The organism is Roseovarius sp. EC-HK134 (assembly GCF_902498815.1).
In the GTDB taxonomy this organism is placed as follows: Bacteria; Pseudomonadota; Alphaproteobacteria; order Rhodobacterales; family Rhodobacteraceae; genus Roseovarius; species Roseovarius mucosus_A.
This window is the reverse complement of record NZ_LR701533.1, coordinates 1-17,161: the sequence shown is the minus strand read 5'-3', so window position 1 is coordinate 17,161 and position 17,161 is coordinate 1. Positions and strand designations below refer to the sequence as shown.

The 17,161-nt window shown below is 60.7% G+C and carries 18 protein-coding genes and 2 pseudogenes; 15 read left to right on the top strand and 5 right to left on the bottom strand.

Translation table 11 applies throughout. The features are described 5' to 3' along the window. Positions 1-33 precede the first annotated feature (33 nt). The 4 genes and pseudogenes from GC127_RS01050 to GC127_RS01035 form a co-directional block, all read left to right on the top strand. Entirely contained in the window at positions 34-645 is a 612-nt protein-coding gene (locus tag GC127_RS01050) for a recombinase family protein (RefSeq protein WP_151976056.1), read from the top strand. A 27-nt stretch (positions 646-672) separates the two neighbouring features. Continuing rightward, a pseudogene (locus tag GC127_RS01045) lies at positions 673-1,476 on the top strand (pyridoxal-phosphate dependent enzyme); the annotation flags it as partial. A gap of 11 nt (positions 1,477-1,487) precedes the next feature. Then, a complete protein-coding gene (gene bhcC / locus GC127_RS01040) occupies positions 1,488-2,651 on the top strand; it encodes a 3-hydroxy-D-aspartate aldolase BhcC (protein WP_081508730.1) in 1,164 nt (387 codons plus the stop codon). Positions 2,652-2,772: 121 nt separating this feature from the next. After that, positions 2,773-2,940, top strand: a pseudogene (locus tag GC127_RS01035) (IS3 family transposase); the annotation flags it as partial. Between the two features lie 292 nt (positions 2,941-3,232). On the opposite strand, the gene GC127_RS01030 reads toward GC127_RS01035, so the two are convergent. After that, positions 3,233-3,646: a helix-turn-helix domain-containing protein gene (locus GC127_RS01030; RefSeq protein ID WP_198385629.1), complete on the bottom strand. Its 414-nt coding sequence runs from the start codon at positions 3,644-3,646 to the stop codon at positions 3,233-3,235. A 76-nt stretch (positions 3,647-3,722) separates the two neighbouring features. Between GC127_RS01030 and GC127_RS01025 the strand changes: the two genes are divergently transcribed. From GC127_RS01025 to GC127_RS01005, 6 genes are all read left to right on the top strand, one after another. After that, on the top strand, positions 3,723-4,130 hold the full coding sequence (locus tag GC127_RS01025) for a mercuric transporter MerT family protein (protein ID WP_237183605.1): 408 nt from the start codon (positions 3,723-3,725) through the stop codon (positions 4,128-4,130). 15 nt (positions 4,131-4,145) lie between these two features. After that, a complete protein-coding gene (locus GC127_RS01020; RefSeq protein ID WP_237183604.1) occupies positions 4,146-4,448 on the top strand; it encodes a periplasmic mercury ion-binding protein in 303 nt (100 codons plus the stop codon). 258 nt (positions 4,449-4,706) lie between these two features. Beyond that, the gene (gene merF / locus GC127_RS01015; protein ID WP_081508728.1) at positions 4,707-5,093 is read left to right on the top strand and encodes a mercury resistance system transport protein MerF; all 387 of its coding nucleotides are present in this window, start codon (positions 4,707-4,709) and stop codon (positions 5,091-5,093) included. Continuing rightward, positions 5,090-5,227 (top strand): hypothetical protein, encoded by a 138-nt coding sequence (locus tag GC127_RS22635; protein WP_157667378.1) that lies wholly within the window; start codon positions 5,090-5,092, stop codon positions 5,225-5,227. The genes merF and GC127_RS22635 overlap by 4 nt, the downstream gene beginning before the upstream one ends. 1 nt (position 5,228) lies before the next feature. Further along, entirely contained in the window at positions 5,229-6,662 is a 1,434-nt protein-coding gene (gene merA / locus GC127_RS01010; protein ID WP_081508727.1) for a mercury(II) reductase, read from the top strand. A gap of 10 nt (positions 6,663-6,672) precedes the next feature. Further along, positions 6,673-8,025: an NAD(P)/FAD-dependent oxidoreductase gene (locus tag GC127_RS01005; protein WP_081508726.1), complete on the top strand. Its 1,353-nt coding sequence runs from the start codon at positions 6,673-6,675 to the stop codon at positions 8,023-8,025. A 315-nt stretch (positions 8,026-8,340) separates the two neighbouring features. On the opposite strand, the gene GC127_RS01000 is transcribed toward GC127_RS01005, so the two are convergent. Next, the gene (locus GC127_RS01000; protein WP_081508725.1) at positions 8,341-9,225 is read right to left on the bottom strand and encodes an ArdC family protein; all 885 of its coding nucleotides are present in this window, start codon (positions 9,223-9,225) and stop codon (positions 8,341-8,343) included. Between the two features lie 490 nt (positions 9,226-9,715). Between GC127_RS01000 and GC127_RS00995 the strand changes: the two genes are divergently transcribed. After that, positions 9,716-10,054, top strand: coding sequence for a hypothetical protein (locus GC127_RS00995; protein WP_081508724.1), 339 nt, complete (start codon positions 9,716-9,718; stop codon positions 10,052-10,054). Here the strand turns inward: GC127_RS00995 and mobQ are convergent. Next, positions 10,044-11,330: a MobQ family relaxase gene (mobQ, locus tag GC127_RS00990; protein ID WP_081508723.1), complete on the bottom strand. Its 1,287-nt coding sequence runs from the start codon at positions 11,328-11,330 to the stop codon at positions 10,044-10,046. The genes GC127_RS00995 and mobQ overlap by 11 nt on opposite strands. A 643-nt stretch (positions 11,331-11,973) precedes the next feature. Between mobQ and GC127_RS00985 the strand changes: the two genes are divergently transcribed. The 4 genes from GC127_RS00985 (at position 11,974) to GC127_RS00970 (ending at position 15,852) form a co-directional block, all read left to right on the top strand. After that, entirely contained in the window at positions 11,974-12,261 is a 288-nt protein-coding gene (locus GC127_RS00985) for a mobilization protein (protein ID WP_081508753.1), read from the top strand. Next, positions 12,261-13,934, top strand: coding sequence for a type IV secretory system conjugative DNA transfer family protein (locus GC127_RS00980; protein ID WP_081508747.1), 1,674 nt, complete (start codon positions 12,261-12,263; stop codon positions 13,932-13,934). Before GC127_RS00985 ends, GC127_RS00980 begins: the two co-directional genes overlap by 1 nt. 18 nt (positions 13,935-13,952) lie before the next feature. Further along, positions 13,953-14,501 carry a hypothetical protein gene (locus GC127_RS00975; protein ID WP_081508746.1) on the top strand — a complete coding sequence of 183 codons (549 nt, stop codon included), beginning with the start codon at positions 13,953-13,955 and terminating at the stop codon, positions 14,499-14,501. A gap of 265 nt (positions 14,502-14,766) precedes the next feature. After that, positions 14,767-15,852, top strand: a complete 1,086-nt coding sequence (locus GC127_RS00970; protein ID WP_081508745.1) for a replication initiator protein A — start codon at positions 14,767-14,769, stop codon at positions 15,850-15,852. A gap of 17 nt (positions 15,853-15,869) precedes the next feature. Here the strand turns inward: GC127_RS00970 and GC127_RS00965 are convergent, their stop codons facing one another. Beyond that, positions 15,870-16,079 carry a plasmid partition protein ParG gene (locus tag GC127_RS00965; RefSeq protein WP_081508744.1) on the bottom strand — a complete coding sequence of 70 codons (210 nt, stop codon included), beginning with the start codon at positions 16,077-16,079 and terminating at the stop codon, positions 15,870-15,872. Next, positions 16,079-16,729, bottom strand: a complete 651-nt coding sequence (gene parA, locus GC127_RS00960) for a ParA family partition ATPase (protein ID WP_081508743.1) — start codon at positions 16,727-16,729, stop codon at positions 16,079-16,081. The genes GC127_RS00965 and parA overlap by 1 nt, the downstream gene beginning before the upstream one ends. Positions 16,730-17,161: the final 432 nt, after the last annotated feature.

Below are 17,161 nucleotides of genomic sequence, written 5' to 3'. Positions count from 1 at the left end.
TTCCGGAGCACCTCAAACGAACGTTTGTGAAACATGCTGATCGGCTATGCACGTGTTTCGAAAGCTGACGGAAGCCAGTCCCTTGACCTGCAACGGGATGCCTTGATCGCAGCGAGCGTCGAAGACGAACAGATTTACTCGGATCTGGCGTCTGGCAAGAAGGATGACCGATCCGGTCTGGAAGCTTGCCTCAAGGCATTGCGGGAGGGCGATATTCTGGTTGTGTGGAAGCTCGACCGATTGGGCCGCAGCCTGCATAACCTGGTCAAGACTGTCAGCATGCTGTCCGAGCGCGGCGTTGGCCTCAAGGTGCTCACCGGACAAGGCGCGCAGATCGACACAACAACTGCGGCTGGTCGCCTTTCATTCGGCATCTTTGCCGCTCTCGCCGAATTTGAAAGCGAGTTGATCCGCGAACGCACAATGGCGGGGCTCCAAGCCGCCCGCGCTCGCGGCCGGAAAGGTGGCAGGAAGTTTGCGCTGACAAAGACGCAGGTCCGCATGGCCCAAGCCGCCATGGCCAGCCGCGACACATCGGTTTCAGAGCTCTGTAAGGAACTGGGGGTCAAACCGGTCACGCTCTACCGGTATGTCGACCCGAACGGCAATCTACGCGATTACGGGAAACGAGTTCTCAGCGCTTAGCGTAGGATTCTGCACTCTCCGGCATCAGACCCCGCTTTCAAGGTCCGCGGCGCCGCCAATGCGGTCTTCGGCCTGGACGACGCGCAGGCGGCCAGAGGCGTGGCGACCCATTCATCGGGCAACCACGCCTCTTGCCTTTCCTATGCCGCGATGCGCCGAGGCATCCCCTGCAACGTGGTCATGCCGCGCACCGCACCGCAGGCCAAGAAGGACACCGTGCGCCGCTATGGAGGCGTTATCACCGAATGCGAGCCGTCCACGTCTTCGCGCGAGGAAACCTTCGCCAAGGTGCAGGCGCAAACGGGCGGCGATTTCGTCCACCCCTACAACGATCCGCGCGTGATCGCCGGGCAGGGCACATGTTCCAAGGAGTTCATGGAGCAGACCGGCGGGCTGGACATGGTGGTCGCGCCGATCGGCGGCGGCGGGATGATCTCGGGCACCTGCCTGACGCTTTCGACGCTGGCGCCGGAAACCAAGGTGATCGCCGCCGAGCCCGAGCAGGCCGACGACGCGTATCGCAGCTTCAAGGCGGGCCACATCATCGCGGATGATGCGCCCAAGACCATCGCGGACGGTTTGCTGGTGCCGCTGAAGGACCTGACCTGGCACTTCGTCAGCAACCATGTGTCCGAGATCTACACGACTTCGGACGCCGAGATCGTCGACGCGATGAAGCTGATCTGGAAGCACCTGCGCGTCGTGATGGAGCCCAGCAGCGCCGTGCCGCTGGCGACCATCCTGAAGAACAAGGACGCATTCGCCGGCAAGCGCGTCGGCATCATCATCACCGGCGGCAATGTCGATCTCGACAAGCTGCCCTGGCTCTGAGGAGAGACACTATGAACGCACCCGTGAACTTCGACAACCTAGAAGTCGGCTTCGACGTGCCCGCGCTGCCGGGCATGGACGAGAAGGATATCCAGACGCCCTGCCTGATCCTCGACCTGGATGCGCTGGAGCGCAACATCAAGAAGATGGGCAACTATGCCAAGGCGCACGGGATGCGCCATCGCGCCCATGGCAAGATGCACAAGTCGGTCGATGTGCTGAAGCTGCAGGAAGAACTGGGCGGCGCGATCGGAGTCTGCTGCCAGAAGGTGTCCGAGGCCGAGGTCTTCGTGCGCGGCGGGATCAAGGATGTGCTCGTCTCCAACCAGGTGCGCGACCCGCAGAAGATCGACCGCCTGGCCCGCCTGCCGAAGCTGGGCAGCAGGATCATCGTCTGCGTGGACGACGTGGCGAACGTGGCCGACCTGTCGGCTGCCGCGCAGAAGCACGGCACCACGCTGGAATGCTTCGTGGAGATCGATTGTGGCGCGGGCCGCTGCGGCGTGAAGACCTCTGATGCGGTCTTGGAGATCGCCAAGGCCATCGACGCGGCGCCAGGGCTAAAGTTCACCGGCATCCAGGCCTATCAAGGCGCCATGCAGCACATGGACAGCTACCAGGACCGAAAGGCCAAGCTAGACGCCGCCATTGCCCAAGTGACCGATGCCGTCGAGGCGCTGAAGGCCGAGGGGCTGGAACCGGAACTGGTCTCGGGCGGCGGCACCGGCAGCTATTACTTCGAAAGCAACTCGGGCGTTTACAACGAACTCCAGTGCGGCTCCTACGCCTTCATGGACGCGGATTATGGCCGCATCCACGACAAGGACGGCAAGCGCATCGACCAGGGCGAATGGGAAAACGCGCTGTTCATCCTGACCTCCGTCATGTCCCACGCCAAGCCGCATCTTGCGGTAGTGGACGCGGGCTTGAAGGCGCAGTCGGTCGATAGCGGGCTGCCACTCGTCTATGGCCGCGACGATGTAAAATACATCAAGTGCAGCGACGAGCACGGAGTGGTCCAGGACGACAACGCCGTTCTCGAGGTCAACGACAAGCTGCGTCTGGTGCCGGGCCATTGCGATCCGACCTGCAACGTCCACGACTGGTATGTCGGCGTCCGCAACGGCAAGGTAGAGACCCTGTGGCCGGTTTCCGCGCGCGGGAAGGCCTACTGAGGCTGAGACTATAATTTTCTAATAAACGCACCTGCGCTACCCTTAGCTGCGGGTGCGTTTTAATTTCTTGTTCAGGCTCAATGGCGGCGCTGAGGTTGAGCTGCCCCTCTCCCTGGGGCCCGAGGTCCGACGTGTGTTCGAGGAGAACTGGCGGGTCTATGGCATCCGCAAGGTCTGGCGGCAGCTCGTCCGGGAGGACTTCGATGTCGCGCGTTGCACTGTGGCAAGGCTGATGAAAGACATGGGAATTCAAGGCATCATCCGTGGCAAGCCGCATAGAACGACGATATGGTTCAAGATCCGCAAGGTGACCGGCTCTCATAGCCTTTGGGAATACCTTGAGGCGGCGAGCCCGATGAACTCATTTGATCACAGCGGAAATGTTGCGCTGTTCGATCCGCAGCGCAATCTCTTCATCGCGTTCACTGGCTGAATGTCCGGAATGTCCGCAAAGCTGCCGGATGGTCAGATGGAGACTAAGGTCTGCTTTTCGCCACATCTGGACCGAACTCAGACGTTTATGTCACTGGCTAAATCCACCGTTTTTGCCCTTCGAACGCGAACACAACCGCTCAGATTTCTTAAGCATCGAGTAGCGCGTCGATCACCGCGCATTCCGGCGCGGCATCACCAGTGCATCGTGCAACGGTGTCCGACAAAACGCGCTCGATCCGCTTCAGGTCGGCGATCTTGGCTCGAACGTCTGTCAGATGATCTTCGGCGATCATCTGCACCTCGGCGCATGTCCGGCATCGGTCATCGACCAGCCCAAGCAGCCCGCGAACCTCTTCAAGAGAAAAGCCTAGATCGCGGGACCGCATGACGAATTTCAGCCGCTTGACGTGGGTATCATCGTAGCTGCGATAGCCTTTCACACTGCGCGGCGGGTCCGGCATGATCCCGATTTTCTCGTAGTAGCGAATGGTTTCCAGGTTGCAGCCCGTTGCGCGGGCCAAATCGCTCCGCCGAATAGATCTCACGCTTGTGTTACTCATTGTGCCAAAAAATCCCTTGATCCTGTATCAACTACAGACCCTAGAACGGTGGAAATATCTGTTCAAGGAAGATTCGATGGAACAAAATTTGGCGGAACTTCCGCAATCTCGGTCGCAGAAAATTGGCGACGAAACCACCAAGGGATGGGGCGTGACCGGCCTCGGCGTCCTCGGTGCGCTGGCGATGACCTCGTGCTGCATCCTTCCATTGGTGCTGGTCAGCTTTGGCGTAACAGGCGTGTTCATCGCGCAGCTCGGGGCGCTCTATGCCTACAAGTGGTACACCTTCGCGCTGAGCGCCGCGTTCTTGGGATACGGCTTCTACAAGGCTTACAAGCCTGTAAATGCCGAGTCCTGTGCCGATGGCACCTGCGCCCGCCCCATCGACCGCCGCATCATGCGCGCAACCCTCTGGGCCGCGTCCGCGATTGTCGCTGTTGCTATGATCTTTCCCTACATCACCCCCATCATCCTGAAATTCTGAACGAGGACCATGACCATGAAGCATCTCCTTTTATACGCCCTGACCATCGCCGCACTCTCGACCCCGGCCCTCGCTGAAGAGCGCCAGGTCGAGATCGCCGTCAGCGAACTGACATGCCCGTCCTGTTCGTTCATTGTTGCCAGTTCGATGCGCGGTGTTCCTTCGGTCGAGATTGCTGCGTTCCAGGACGGCCCCGAATACGGACAGGGTGTTTACAGCGTGACCTACGATGACGCCGAGACTTCCATCGAAAGCATCATCGGCGCGGTGACGGCCAATGGCTATCCGGCGCAAGTGCTGCCTGACGCAGCCTCCTGAGCCGTCTGCAATGCGTGACAATCTGATGGGTGGGCTGTTGGCCTTCGGAATAGCAGCTCCGGTCGTGGTCGTCTGCTGCGGCGGGGGAACTGCCGTGCTCGCAGCGTTGTTCGGCGGCATTGGTGCCTGGCTCTCCGGGGTAAACGGTATTGCCGTGCTGGTTTTGACGGGTCTGACCTACTTGATCGTCCGCGCACTGCGTCGTTCGCACATGAGACGCGCCTCCAGCTCAGACCCATCACAACGAAAGACGGCCCCTTGACTGACACACCTGAAAATCCCGACCGCCTGCTGAAATGGGGGCTTGGCGGTGCGCTCTTCGCCGCGCTCTGCTGCTTTACACCGCTTCTGGTCGTCATCATTGCTGGCGTCGGGTTGTCGGCCCTCACGGGTTGGCTCGATTACGCCCTGTTCCCGCTGCTGTTTTTCAGTCTCGCCGTGGTGGCACAGGCCCTTTGGCTGCGCGCTGGCAAGCCGGGACCGGCCCCGAAACTCTGGGCCACCGGCCTCGCGGCAGTTCTGTCGATCCTGATCATTCTCCTCGAATTCAGGTTCGCAATACGGATCACAATCGGCGTTTTCGCCGCCACAGCACTCTACGCGGTTCTCGTGAACCGTGCGCAAAAGAAAGGAACGCTCTCATGATGATGGGATGTTGCACCGCCACCGGTATGTTCTTCGGTCTTCTCGGCATGTTGACACCGCTGATCGCAATCGGCGCAGTCATCTATCTGCTCGCGGCTAAATCGAGAAATCACGAATCAAGTGAGGTACGCTGAGATGAAAGACCTAATTAAAGGCGGCTACGGCCAAGGCGGCTATGACCTGATCGTCCTCGGGGCGGGGTCGGCGGGGTTCTCCGCCGCAATTACTGGCGCGGATGCCGGAAAGCGCGTCGCTCTCGTGGGACATGGCACCATAGGCGGAACCTGCGTCAACGTGGGATGCGTGCCGTCCAAGGCAATGATCCGCGCGGCAGAGGCCGTGCACGGTGCGGGAGCTGCCAAACGGTTCCCCGGTCTATCAGGCCATGCGCAAGTCGATGATTGGCAGACGCTCGTTCAGTCCAAAGACGATCTGGTAGAGACCCTGCGCCAGAAGAAATACGCGGACCTTTTGCCGGAATATGAGAGTGTCGATTACATCGACGCAGGTCCCGCGCGGCTGATCGAAGGTGGCGTGGCAGTCGGTGATAGAATCCTGAAAGCACCGAAGACCATCATCGCCACGGGCGGGCGTCCCATCCTGCCGACCATCGACGGCATCGAGGAAATCGGCGCGCTCGACAGCACCAGCCTTCTGGAACTCGAAGCGCTGCCGAAAAGCCTGATCTTCATCGGCGCGGGCTACATCGGCGCGGAGCTGGCCCAGATGATGAGCCGCATGGGCGTGAAGGTCACGCTCGTCGCCCGGTCGCACCTGCTGCCCGGCGCGGAGCCGGAAGTCTCGGAGGCGCTGGCGGAGGCGTTCGAGGCCGAAGGGATCACCCTTCTGACCGGATTGAGCTACGACACCGTGCGCCGCGACGTTGCTGCGGGCGTGACGTTGCGCGTGATCCAGAACGGAAAGCCTGTCGAAGTGACGGCGGATCATCTTGTTGCGACCGCTGGCAGGCGGGCAAATACCGAAGATATGGGCCTGGACGCAATCGGCGTGGAAACAGACGCACGTGGGTCCATCGTCGTCGGTGAGGATATGCAAACATCGGTGCCCGGCATCTACGCTGCGGGCGATGTGACCGACCGCGACCAGTTCGTCTATATGGCGGCCTACGGCGCAAAGCTCGCCGTCAAAAACGCAGTGCTTGGTGAGGACAATCGTTACGACAACGCCGCGATGCCGTGGGTGGTGTTTTCCGACCCGCAGGTCGCGGGCGTCGGTTTCAGTGAAGCCCAGGCGCGGGACGCGGGCTTCGACGTCAAGACGTCCATCGTGCCGCTCGATCAGGTGCCTCGCGCGTTGGCCGCACGCGACACGCGCGGATTGATCAAGCTGGTGGCGGACAGAAAGACCGACCGATTGCTTGGTGGCCAGGTCATCGCGCCCGAGGGGTCTGATACGATCCAGACCCTCGTCATGGCGCTGAAGTTCGGCATGACTACAAAGGCGCTCGGGGAGACGATCTTCCCGTATCTGACAACGGTGGAAGGGCTGAAGCTGGCGGCGCAAACCTTCGACATGGACGTGGCGAAACTGAGCTGCTGCGCCGGATAAGGACCAGAAAATGAGCGAAAACTACGACCTGATCGTCATCGGGGCTGGAATGGCAGGCGTGGCCGCCGCCAACAAGTGTGGCGCAGCAGGATGGCGTGTAGCCATTGTCGATGCGCTGCCCTATGGCGGCACCTGCGCATTGCGCGGCTGCGATCCAAAGAAAATCCTGCGGCGCGGTGCGGAAATCATCGACTCCGCACGACTTATGCAAGGCAAGGGGATCGATCCCGGTGATCTGTCGATCAACTGGGCCGATCTGATGGCACACAAGCGTGGCTTCACCGACCCGGTGCCGGACAAGATGGAAAAAGGCCTGTTGGGCAACGGCGTCGAAACCCTGCACGGAGCCGCGCGGTTCACGGGAAGCAACACGCTGGAGGTCGATGGAACGGCATATCGGTCGGAACGGTTCCTCGTGGCCGCCGGTGCCATGCCCAGGCCGCTGAGCTTCACAGGAGCCGATCTCGCGATCGACAGCACGGATTTCCTCAACTTGGAGGCCCTTCCCAAACGGGTTCTATTTATCGGTGGCGGCTTCGTGTCCTTCGAGTTTGCGCATATCGCCGCACGGGCCGGAGCCAACCCGATCATCGTGGATCGTGGCGCCCGGCCCTTACGCGGCTTCGATCCCGATCTGGTCGAAATGCTGATCGAGCGCGGCACCGGTATCGGCGTGGACCTGATGCGCGAGACCGAAATCGTCTCCGTCGCGGAAACCAATGGAGCATTCACTGTCGAGGTGAAGTCAGGCGATCAGACCTGGACAGTCGAAACCGATCTGGTCGTGCATGGCGCGGGCCGCGTAGCTGCCCTTGCCGACCTGAATCTGGAGGCCGCCGGTGTTGACTACAGCGACAAGGGCATCGTTGTAGCCCCCCATCTGCAAAGCACGACAAGCAGCGCGGTCTATGCCGCCGGAGATTCCGCCGACACCGATGGCATGCCGCTGACGCCAGTCGCCGTGATCGAAGGGAAGGTCGCGGCCAGCAACATGCTCAAGGACGCGCAGGCCGTACCGGATTATGCCGGTATTCCTACAGCCGTCTTCACGGTCCCAGAAGTGGCGCGTGTCGGCATGTTGGAAAGTGAGGCAAAGGACGCCGGGCATGACGTGGATGTCCGGTTCACCGACACTGGCGGTTGGTATTCAAACTACCGGATCGGCGAGACGTCCGCCGCAGCGAAGGTCCTCGTAGACAAGTCGAACGGCAAAATCCTCGGCGCGCACCTGTTCGGCCCGGAATACGGCGAGCTGATCAACTTTTTCGGGTTGGCAATCAAGCTGGGCCTTACGGCAAAGCAGCTTCGGTCGATGACGGCGGCCTATCCAAGTGTTGGATCGGATTTGGGGTCGCTGCTCTGATCTCCAACAAACCAATCTTCGATCATCGCTTCAGATTTGTTGGCATGAGCATTTCTTGGAAAAGCGACTGTTAGGACTGAACTCGTATAGGTCGTCCAAGTCCGCACTGCGGTTACTGGCCCGGCTGTAGGCGAAAGTCACTACCTGCGGGCGTTTTATGCCTGTCCGCGCGAAGCGCCGGGCCTGTCGGCGGGTGGCCTTCAGGTTGCCCGCCGACAGGTCACCCTAAAACCGCCGACACCCACGATCACGTCAAAACACAAAAAGGCCCCCGCCTGCTGACGGGGGCCTCGATCATTTCAGTGGGGTGGGCTGCTACTCTGCGGCCATCTGGTCGGTGTGCGCGGTTCGGTCCATGATGTAATCCACGGCCTTCTGCGCCTCGGACGCGGCGCGGAAAATCGCACGGCTATCTTCCTTCATCGCCTCAAGCCATCCTTCGACATAGGCCGCGCTCTGGTCGAATTCAGGCTCTACCCCGATCTGCGCGCAAAGCATGCAGTTGCCAATCTCCGCGACCAGCTCCTCGAACGCGTAAGCCTTGCGGTCATTAAACCGGCCCAAGCGGTCAAGCCGCTTTGTCGCCCCTGTCCAGTGGGTCAGCTCATGCGCCAAGGTGCCGTAATATCCTGCGGCCCTGTGAAAGGTCGCGATCGGCGGCAAGTGGATGCGGTCGGTCTTGATGTTGTAATAGGCGCGCGGCTCCTCGGTGCTGTCGATCTGCGCGCCGGTCGCGGCAAAGAACGCCTCCAGCTTGGGGTCGGCCTCGGTGCCAAGATCACGGGGCGGATCGGGCAGGATGTAGAATTCAGCAGACAAGCCCTCGATCTGATCAGTGTTGAACACGCGGTAGGCTCTGGCATAGGGAATCTGGCGCTCTTCGCCGTTCTCGTCCTCGCGCTCAACGGTGCCGTATTTCACGACGGTTGCGGATTTCTCACCCTTGCGGACATGGCCCCCAAGCTGCTTGGCTTGATTGAACGTCATCCAGCGAGCTGAGCTGTAATCCTTGGCCATCGCCGTGGCCCAAAGCATCAGGATGTTGATGCCCCGATAGGCCTCCCCGTTGAACCGTTCCGGCAAGCTGACCGATGCCCCGCCGCCAGTCCACGGCTTGCGCCAGGGCGGTGTTCCCGCCTCGATCTGGGCGATGATCTGGCTGGTGACATGGGAATAAACGTCAAACTTCTCTGCGGTCATTTGTGACCCTCCTTCGAGTGACGCGGTCCGGGTCTCTTCCCCCTTTCCGCCGATGGGCGGGCCTTCCTGTTCTGATCTTTGGAATGCCCATGCATTCCGAAGGGCAGAGCAGGTAAGGGCAAAGCCCGTCCTGCGGCCTGGCGGGGCCGTGACAACCGGGTGGAGGGCCTGAATTTGGGAGGGAACCGCGCGCCTGCGCGTGGGAGGAACCGGAATTCAGGGCCGGAACCGACGCCACAGGCGGCGCTTGCCGGTTTTCTCGGACCTGCCAGGATGGCAGGCGGATCAACAGAATTTGGAAACTGTCAGGGTTGGGGTGAGCGGGCGTCAGCCCGTCGATCCCCTTGCCTGTCTATCGCTCAAAGCGATACCGGCGCACTGCCGGGATCACTGAACTCTATCGAGCCATATCTAACTCGATAATATACGATTGATGCCTTCGTTAGATTCAGGCACAAGACGACCATTATTGTTTCTGTTGGTATGCGCGATGAACCAGACGATTGACCTCGAACTAAACGTCACCACCGAACAAGGCCTTCGGGGACTTGCTGAGGAGGGACACACGGTCGAAGTGCTGTGCAAAACCGATCCTGAACGCAAGGGACCAAGCTGGTACGGCCTGTGGATCATGCGGACGGTTGGGAGTGATGGGCAGGAGAAAATCCTTGTCACTGCCAGAACGCGCGTGACGCAGAATGCGATCAGGGTGCGCGAATTCAAGACGGCAACCGGTGTGATTTCATTCCTTGTTGGTGTCGGGTTCTCTCAGGCAAGCATTCCCATGAAGAATGGGGAAACGACCTCTCATCGCCTCGTCAGTGACTGAGACCTGGATCACGGTCGATGTCCCTATCCTTCTCGACCTCCTGATCCTTCTCCTGGTCGCGCTCGTCCTCGATCTCCAGCCGCTCGCGCGGCTTATTCAGCATATCCTTCAGCCGCTCGTTGACCGACGGCTTCCGCCCATCGCGTCCTGTGTCTTCACCCAGATCATACTCGCTGTGACCATCCAGCTTGTGAACCGCCGCCTGGCCGTCGCGCCCGGCGTCCTTCTCCATGATTTCCTTCAGACGCTCCCGCGCGTAATTGCGACCTTCCGGCTTTGGCGTGTCGTCTTGGTCCCGTGACCGGCCCACGACCTGCGACAACCGCTCACGGATATCGTCCGACGTGCGCCCGTCGCGTTCTTTCGACGTCGCGGCCCGGAGTGCCGTCAGACCGGCGGAAACACGGCCCTGCCCCGCCTCGCGCTCAATGCCGTAGGTCTCCCGCGCGATATCCAGCCGCTCACGCATTTCGCGGAAGGCGGCGCGGGCCTGGCGGGCGGCATGGACCACGGCCCCGCGCTCGGTGACCGGGATGTATTCCCGGCCCTGACGCTCGGCCACAGTTTTCGCGCGCCGCTCCATGGAATTGGCCGCTGGCCCCAGCTTCAGCTCGGGGTCGCGGTCCAGCTCCTCGGCCGTCAGCTTGTCGCCACGATCCAGCGCCGTCTCGCGCTGCTTCTCAAGCGACCGGTGATCGACACGCTCGACTTCCCCGACACGCTCCAGCGCGCGGTTCTGCAACTCGGCCCAGAGGCCCCGCATCTGCTCGATCTCGACGCCGCCGGTCTTCGCGGAATCGAGCACGCGGGTTTTGGTGGTGAAGCCCCCGGCTTCCAGCTTGCGGGTGGAGGTCAGAACATGGGCATGATGGTTGCGCTGATCGCCTTCGCGGTGGGGCGCATGGATCGCCACATCGACGGCCACGCCGTAGCGGCTGACCAGCTCCTGGGCAAAGTCGCGGGTGATCTGGGACCGGGCCTCGGCGCTGATCTCGGACGGCAGGGCCAGCTCCCATTCGCGGGCGGTGACGGAGTTGCGACGGGTCTCGCTGGCCTCAGCCTCGTTCCAGAGGCGGGACCGGTCCGAGGCCCAGTCCGGGGCGTCCTTCGGGGTCAGGATGAAGGTCTCCTCGATGCCCTGCTTGCGGGTGTAATCGTGGACGCGACCTTCGCGCTGGCACTCGATGCGCTCGCCGACACGGTAGGCAGCCGCCGCCGTGGCAGAGCGCCCGGCGCTGCGTTTGATCGTCTTCACGGAGAGGTGGTAGCTGGCCATGCGCCCTCCCCTCGCCTGTGATGCAAACGCGCCCACGCGCCGGAGCTGATCCGTGCCGGTGCCCTGACATTGGCCATCGGATCAGCCGTCTTTTCTCCGCAAGAGTGCGCCCGGAACCGGCGCGGTCTGAGGGGAAAAGATAGCCTGCTTGAGGCGAGCCAACGGCTCTCCGACGCGCGGGCTTGCCATTGATCTGCCCCCAGATCCCCAGCCTCATGGGGGGCGGGATATGGGGACAGATCAATGGCGGTTTGCCGGGGGCAAACCCGGTTCGTGTCGGCACCGTCAGGTCCGACGACACGAACCTCCCGCAAGGGAGACGCTAGCGGCAGACCGGCCCCCACCGTGGGGCATCGGGCGAGACGCTGGCGCGACCTTGCGGGACGCGATCCAACCGCTGAGGTTGGGCTGGGATGGTTTGGAAGGGGCAGCGCGCCCTTCCATGTCGCGGCGGCATGCAGCGAAGGGGATGGCCATCGGCCGGGGCTTTGCCCCAGAGAGATCGCACGCAAAGCTCGGAACCGCAGGTGGAGAGTTTGCATAAGTGCGCCCTTGTCCTTTACAGGCCTACGGGTAAGCGTTATCGGTTGATCTGGCAAGAACAACTTCAACCACAAGAATGTTTGGTGGCGAGGGTAGAGATTTGGCAGAAACAGAACTTGAGCGCGCCGAGAAACGATATGCTCAGGCCAAGGCCCGTCTTCAGGCGCTGAAGAACCGGGAAACAACCAGACAGCGCAAACTCGACACGCGGCGCAAGGTGATCCTGGGCGGGGCGCTCATGGACCTGGCGGAGCGGGATTCCGGTGCTGCCGCCATGCTCGACCGGCTTATCCGCAACCTGCCCCGCGAACAGGACCGCAAGGCCTTCGCGGACTGGGGGACGCCCTCCCCTGCTCCGTCCAGCTCTGATCCGGAAACGCCGTCCTGATGCGGGGCGTGATGCTCGTCTTCGGAGGGCTGTTCCGGTTCTTCGGTCGATTGATCTTCACGCCCATCCTGTTGGGCTGGATGATCGGCGCTGTCCTGTTCGGCGCGATGATTGGGGCACTTGTCGCCACGCCGTTCGTCTTCGCCTTCTTTGACCAGCCGCCCGGAGAAAGCGCATGGCAGTGGCTGGTCTTCGGGCCGTTCATTTTTGTTGGTGGCGTCTTCGGATTCCAGTATTGGCGCATGGCCTCTGGCGCGGACGCCTTCTTCGGGCTGACCGGCGACAGCCACGGCTCCGCCCGCTTCGCCAACCGCAAGGAGCTGAAGAAACTCCAGCGGGAAGACGGCCTTCTGATCGGGCGCAACCCGCACACCGGACGGCTGCTGCGCTATGACGGTCCGGCCCATCTGATCACCCTCGCCCCGACACGGGCCGGGAAAGGCGTCGGCACCGTCATCCCGAACCTGCTGGCGGCGGAACGCTCGGTCCTGGTCATCGACCCCAAGGGTGAGAATGCCCGGATCGCCGGGGAAGCGCGGCGGCGGTTCGGAACAGTCCATGTCCTCGATCCATTTGATGTCTCGGGGATGCCATCTGCCGCCTACAACCCGCTCGACCGGCTGACACCAGACAGCCTCGATCTGGGCGAAGACGCGGCCTCCCTGACAGAGGCGCTGGTCATGGACCCGCCGGGACAGGTCACGGAAGCGCATTGGAACGAGGAGGCCAAGGCCATCCTTGGCGGGCTGATCATGTTCTGCGTCTGCCACGAGGACCGCAACCGCCGGACACTTGCCACCGTTCGGGAATATCTCACCCTGCCCCCGGAAAAGCTGCGCGCGCTGCTGGAGCTGATGCAGGACAGCGATGCGGCAGGCGGGCTGATCGCTCGCGCCGCTAATCGCTTCCTTGGCAAGGCGGATCGGGAAGCCGCCTCGGTACTGTCGAACGCACAGCGCCACACGCACTTTCTGGACAGCCCGCGTATCGCCAAAGTCCTGTCGCAGTCGGATTTCCACTTCTCCGATCTGCGTCACCGGATCGCCTCGGTGTTTCTGGTGCTGCCACCGAACCGGATGGACGCCTACAGCCGTTGGCTGCGCCTTCTGGTGTCTCAGGCCCTTCAGGACATTGCACGGGACGCTGAGGCGTCCGTGAGGCCCCTGAGCGGCCCTGCAGGCGCTCAGGGGGGCACACAGCGCCTCCAGACGCCCACGCTGTTCCTCCTGGATGAGTTTGCCGCCCTGGGCCGTCTGGAGGCCGTGGAGCGCGCTATGGGTCTGATGGCGGGCTATGGGCTGCAGCTCTGGCCGATCCTGCAGGACATGAGTCAGCTCAAGGACCTCTACGGCGAACGCGCGGGCACATTCATTGCCAATGCCGGGGTGCAACAGGTCTTCGGGGTGAATGACTTCGAGACGGCCAAGTGGCTGAGCCAGATGATTGGCCAGGAAACAGCCGGATTCCAGACCGACAGCTTCAAACCCGGTGACGGCCCCAGCATCAGCAACAACCTCACGGGCCGCGATCTGCTCACCCCCGATGAAATCATGCAGCTCCGCCCGGAAAACCAGCTCCTGCGCGTGCAGGGGCAAGCCACCGCCGTGGCGCAGAAGCTGCGCTACTACACCGATCCCGAGTTCAGGGGGCTGTTCGTCCCGCAGGACCAGTAATCCGAAGGACGCCTCCCGATGCCAGACCAACCCGACCTCCCTGCCCTCTCCGACGATGATCTGCGCGAAACGCTCGATCTCATGGCAACGGCTGTCGCCAGTATGTCCGACAGGATCGACGATCTGACCGCCGTGGCGGACAAGCAGATCAAGGTCGCGACGGAAGCGCGGATCGCGGCCTTCGCCGCACGGGACCAAACCAATCCGAAAAAATACGGGGATCTTCTGGGCCAGACCCTCGACAGCCACCTGGGCGCAACCGCAGACGCGCTGACCGAGATTGTCAGACGCCTCGGGGTCCAGACGGATAAGACCATCGGGGCCTTGGCCAAATCGGAAGATGACAGGTCCAGAGCCTATCGAGAGGTGTTTGAACGGGAACAGAAAGCGGGTCGTCTCAAAAGCCGCCTGCCCTGGTTTGGTCTGGGTGCATTGGTTCTGGCCCTGGTGCTGTCGGTGACGCTTCCTCGTTTCTTGGCCAGCAACGCGTCCACATGCGCTGTCCTCGGGGCATCATGGACCACGACAACCACGGGTGTCGATGCCTGCGTGTTCTATCGACGATAATGGGTGAAGCGCTGTTGGTGATCGTCCCAGCTTGACAGGTTGGGTGTTATATATGTGTTAGACTCTGTGTTACGCGAATCGTATGCCTACCTAAGATATTGAAAAATATGCTTTAATCCGGCATATTTTGAACTTCCGGTGGGTGATATTACGATAACGGGTGTGTGATCTTACGAAAGATGGTGTGTGAAATTACGAAAGCCTGTGTGGTGGGTGATACTACGAATCCCTTGCCTTGGTGTGTGAAATTACGAATAGTAGTGGCATGGTGGGTGAAATTACGAAACCGGATCGGACGCCTCTTCTTCCCTTGCGACATGCACAGGGGGATTTTTTCGTTTGTGATATCTTCGACGCTGCGCCCAAAGGCGACATGGCGTCGATGGCGCATCCGATCTTCACCCTCTCGACCAAGCCTGACACCAAAAAACGACGCTATGTGGCTACCGATGGAAAGAGCTACGTGGAAATCAGGCCGAACATGATCGGTCTCGCAACTGTCCACGACCGTGACGTGCTGATCTATTGCATTTCTCAAGTGATGGCGGCTCTGAATGACGGAAAACAGGTTCACAGAACCCTTCGGTTTAAGGCGTACGACCTACTTGTCGCGACAAACCGTCCAGTTGCGGGAACCGGTTACAGCGGCCTGAAAGCTGCGCTGGAACGTCTCCAAGGAACGCAGATCGAGACTAACATCACCACGGGCGGCGTGGAACAGATTGACGGCTTTAGCCTGATAGACCGCTACCGGATTGTTCGCGAAACCCGCGACGGCCGGATGCTCGATCTAGAAGTCACACTTTCCGATTGGGTCTTCAACGCCATTGCCGGGGATGACGTTCTTACGCTCAATCGTCGCTACTTCCAGCTTCGTAAGCCTCTGGAACGCCGTCTGTATGAGCTGGCACGCAAGCAATGCGGGACGCAACCGGAATGGAAATGCGGTCTGGACAAGCTGAAGGACCGAACCGGCTCCACATCTTCTGATAAGGAATTTCGGCGGCTCGTTAGAGCAATCTGTAAGGCTGACGAGGAACACAACCACATGCCGGACTATGCCTTCCGAATGGAAGCAGACATCCTCACGGTAACGCCCAAACCTGAATTTCTGGAGAACTATGCGCTCAAACCAGAACAGGATAGACTGACCGGTGGATATGTCCTGCCTCTCTCGCCTGATACACTGGAACGGGCGCGGGAACTGGCTCCGACATGGGACATCAAGGTTCTGGTAGGAGAGTGGCGGACCTACTCCGCCAGACAGAAAGAACCACCAAAGAACCCGGACGCCGCGTTCCTCGGTTTCTGCAAGAGCTGGTTCAAGAAACGCGGTCGCAACGGCTGGTAGAGTAATGACTCAAACACTCATTTACTCAAATACTCAGACCAAAGGTCACGGGTGATGTCGGAGATTGACCGGCCCTCCTCGACCGCCTTGATCTTGATTTTGCGATAAAGTGTCTCCTCGATCTCGGCATTCAGGCGCTTCTTCTTCTCACTCGTCTCGGTGACTTCGTGCAGGATGCGTTTGCGGGCCTCGTCGCCACGGCTTGGACGTTTAGCGGAAAGGGCCATCACGCGACCTCCCGTGTCGCGGTTGCAAGCACTGCCAGTATTTCGTTGCTCAGCGCCGTGGTCTCCGCCCTTGCCTTCGCATTGTCGGCGTCGAATACAGTCAGCCCTTCCGATGCCGTCTGAGGGTAGACTTGGCGTTGTGTTATGGTCGTCTCACAGACAGGCAAGGCGTAGTCGTCCAGCGCGGTTCGCACGTCACTGCCCAGCCGGGTTCCTTCCACGACACGGGAGACCACAAACCCGGCGCGCGGCGATCCGTCCGTGACCTCTTGGCGAGCCTTGATGAAATCCACCAGGTCCGACGCGGCCCAAATGTCGTATGGCGATGGTTGAACGGGGATTAAAACGAAGTCGCTGACTTTGATGCAAGCGGCGATCATGTCTTCTAGTTTTGCCGCGCCGTCGATTACCACGTAGTCGTAGTTTGCCGCCATACTTGTCAGCGTCTTGACGTTGTTGGGACGGTCCAGCGCGACCAGCTCGATGGGATTGTCTTCGCAGGCTGCGTGCCAGTCACGTGCGCTGCCTTGTGGATCGCTGTCCACGATCAGAACCGAGTATCCCATCTCGTGCAGCGATCTGGCGAGATTGGTGCTGATGGTGGTCTTGCCGCTACCACCTTTCGGATTCAGGACGGAAATTATGCTCATAGCTCTGCCTCTTTTGTGTATTTACTCAAAAGAGTAACTGAGTATTTGAGGTGCGGCAAGCTTGGTGTGAACTGATGCCCGGCATCCATCCGCAAGAAAGTGAGTGACAGGGATGCAACTCATTTACTCAAAAACTCATTTGAGGAGAATGTAGGGCAAGGCGCAGCGCGAATGCTATGGGCGGGATATAGCTATATGAAAGCCTGGTCGAAGGATACGACCGCCAACGAAGTCCGGCAACTAGACGGCGTAAGAGAGGCGAGGGAATCCCTTGATCGAACTCCGCGCAAGAAGCCCGGCCGAAAAGGCCCCATCGGAAGGTTTCTTCGTAGAACCACGCTAAGGGGGAACTTTCAGAGAACATCTTCACGTTCCCCAGTCTCTGGCTGGCCTGATGTTCAGCGGTCGCGCAATTTTGCGGTCAGCGGCTCT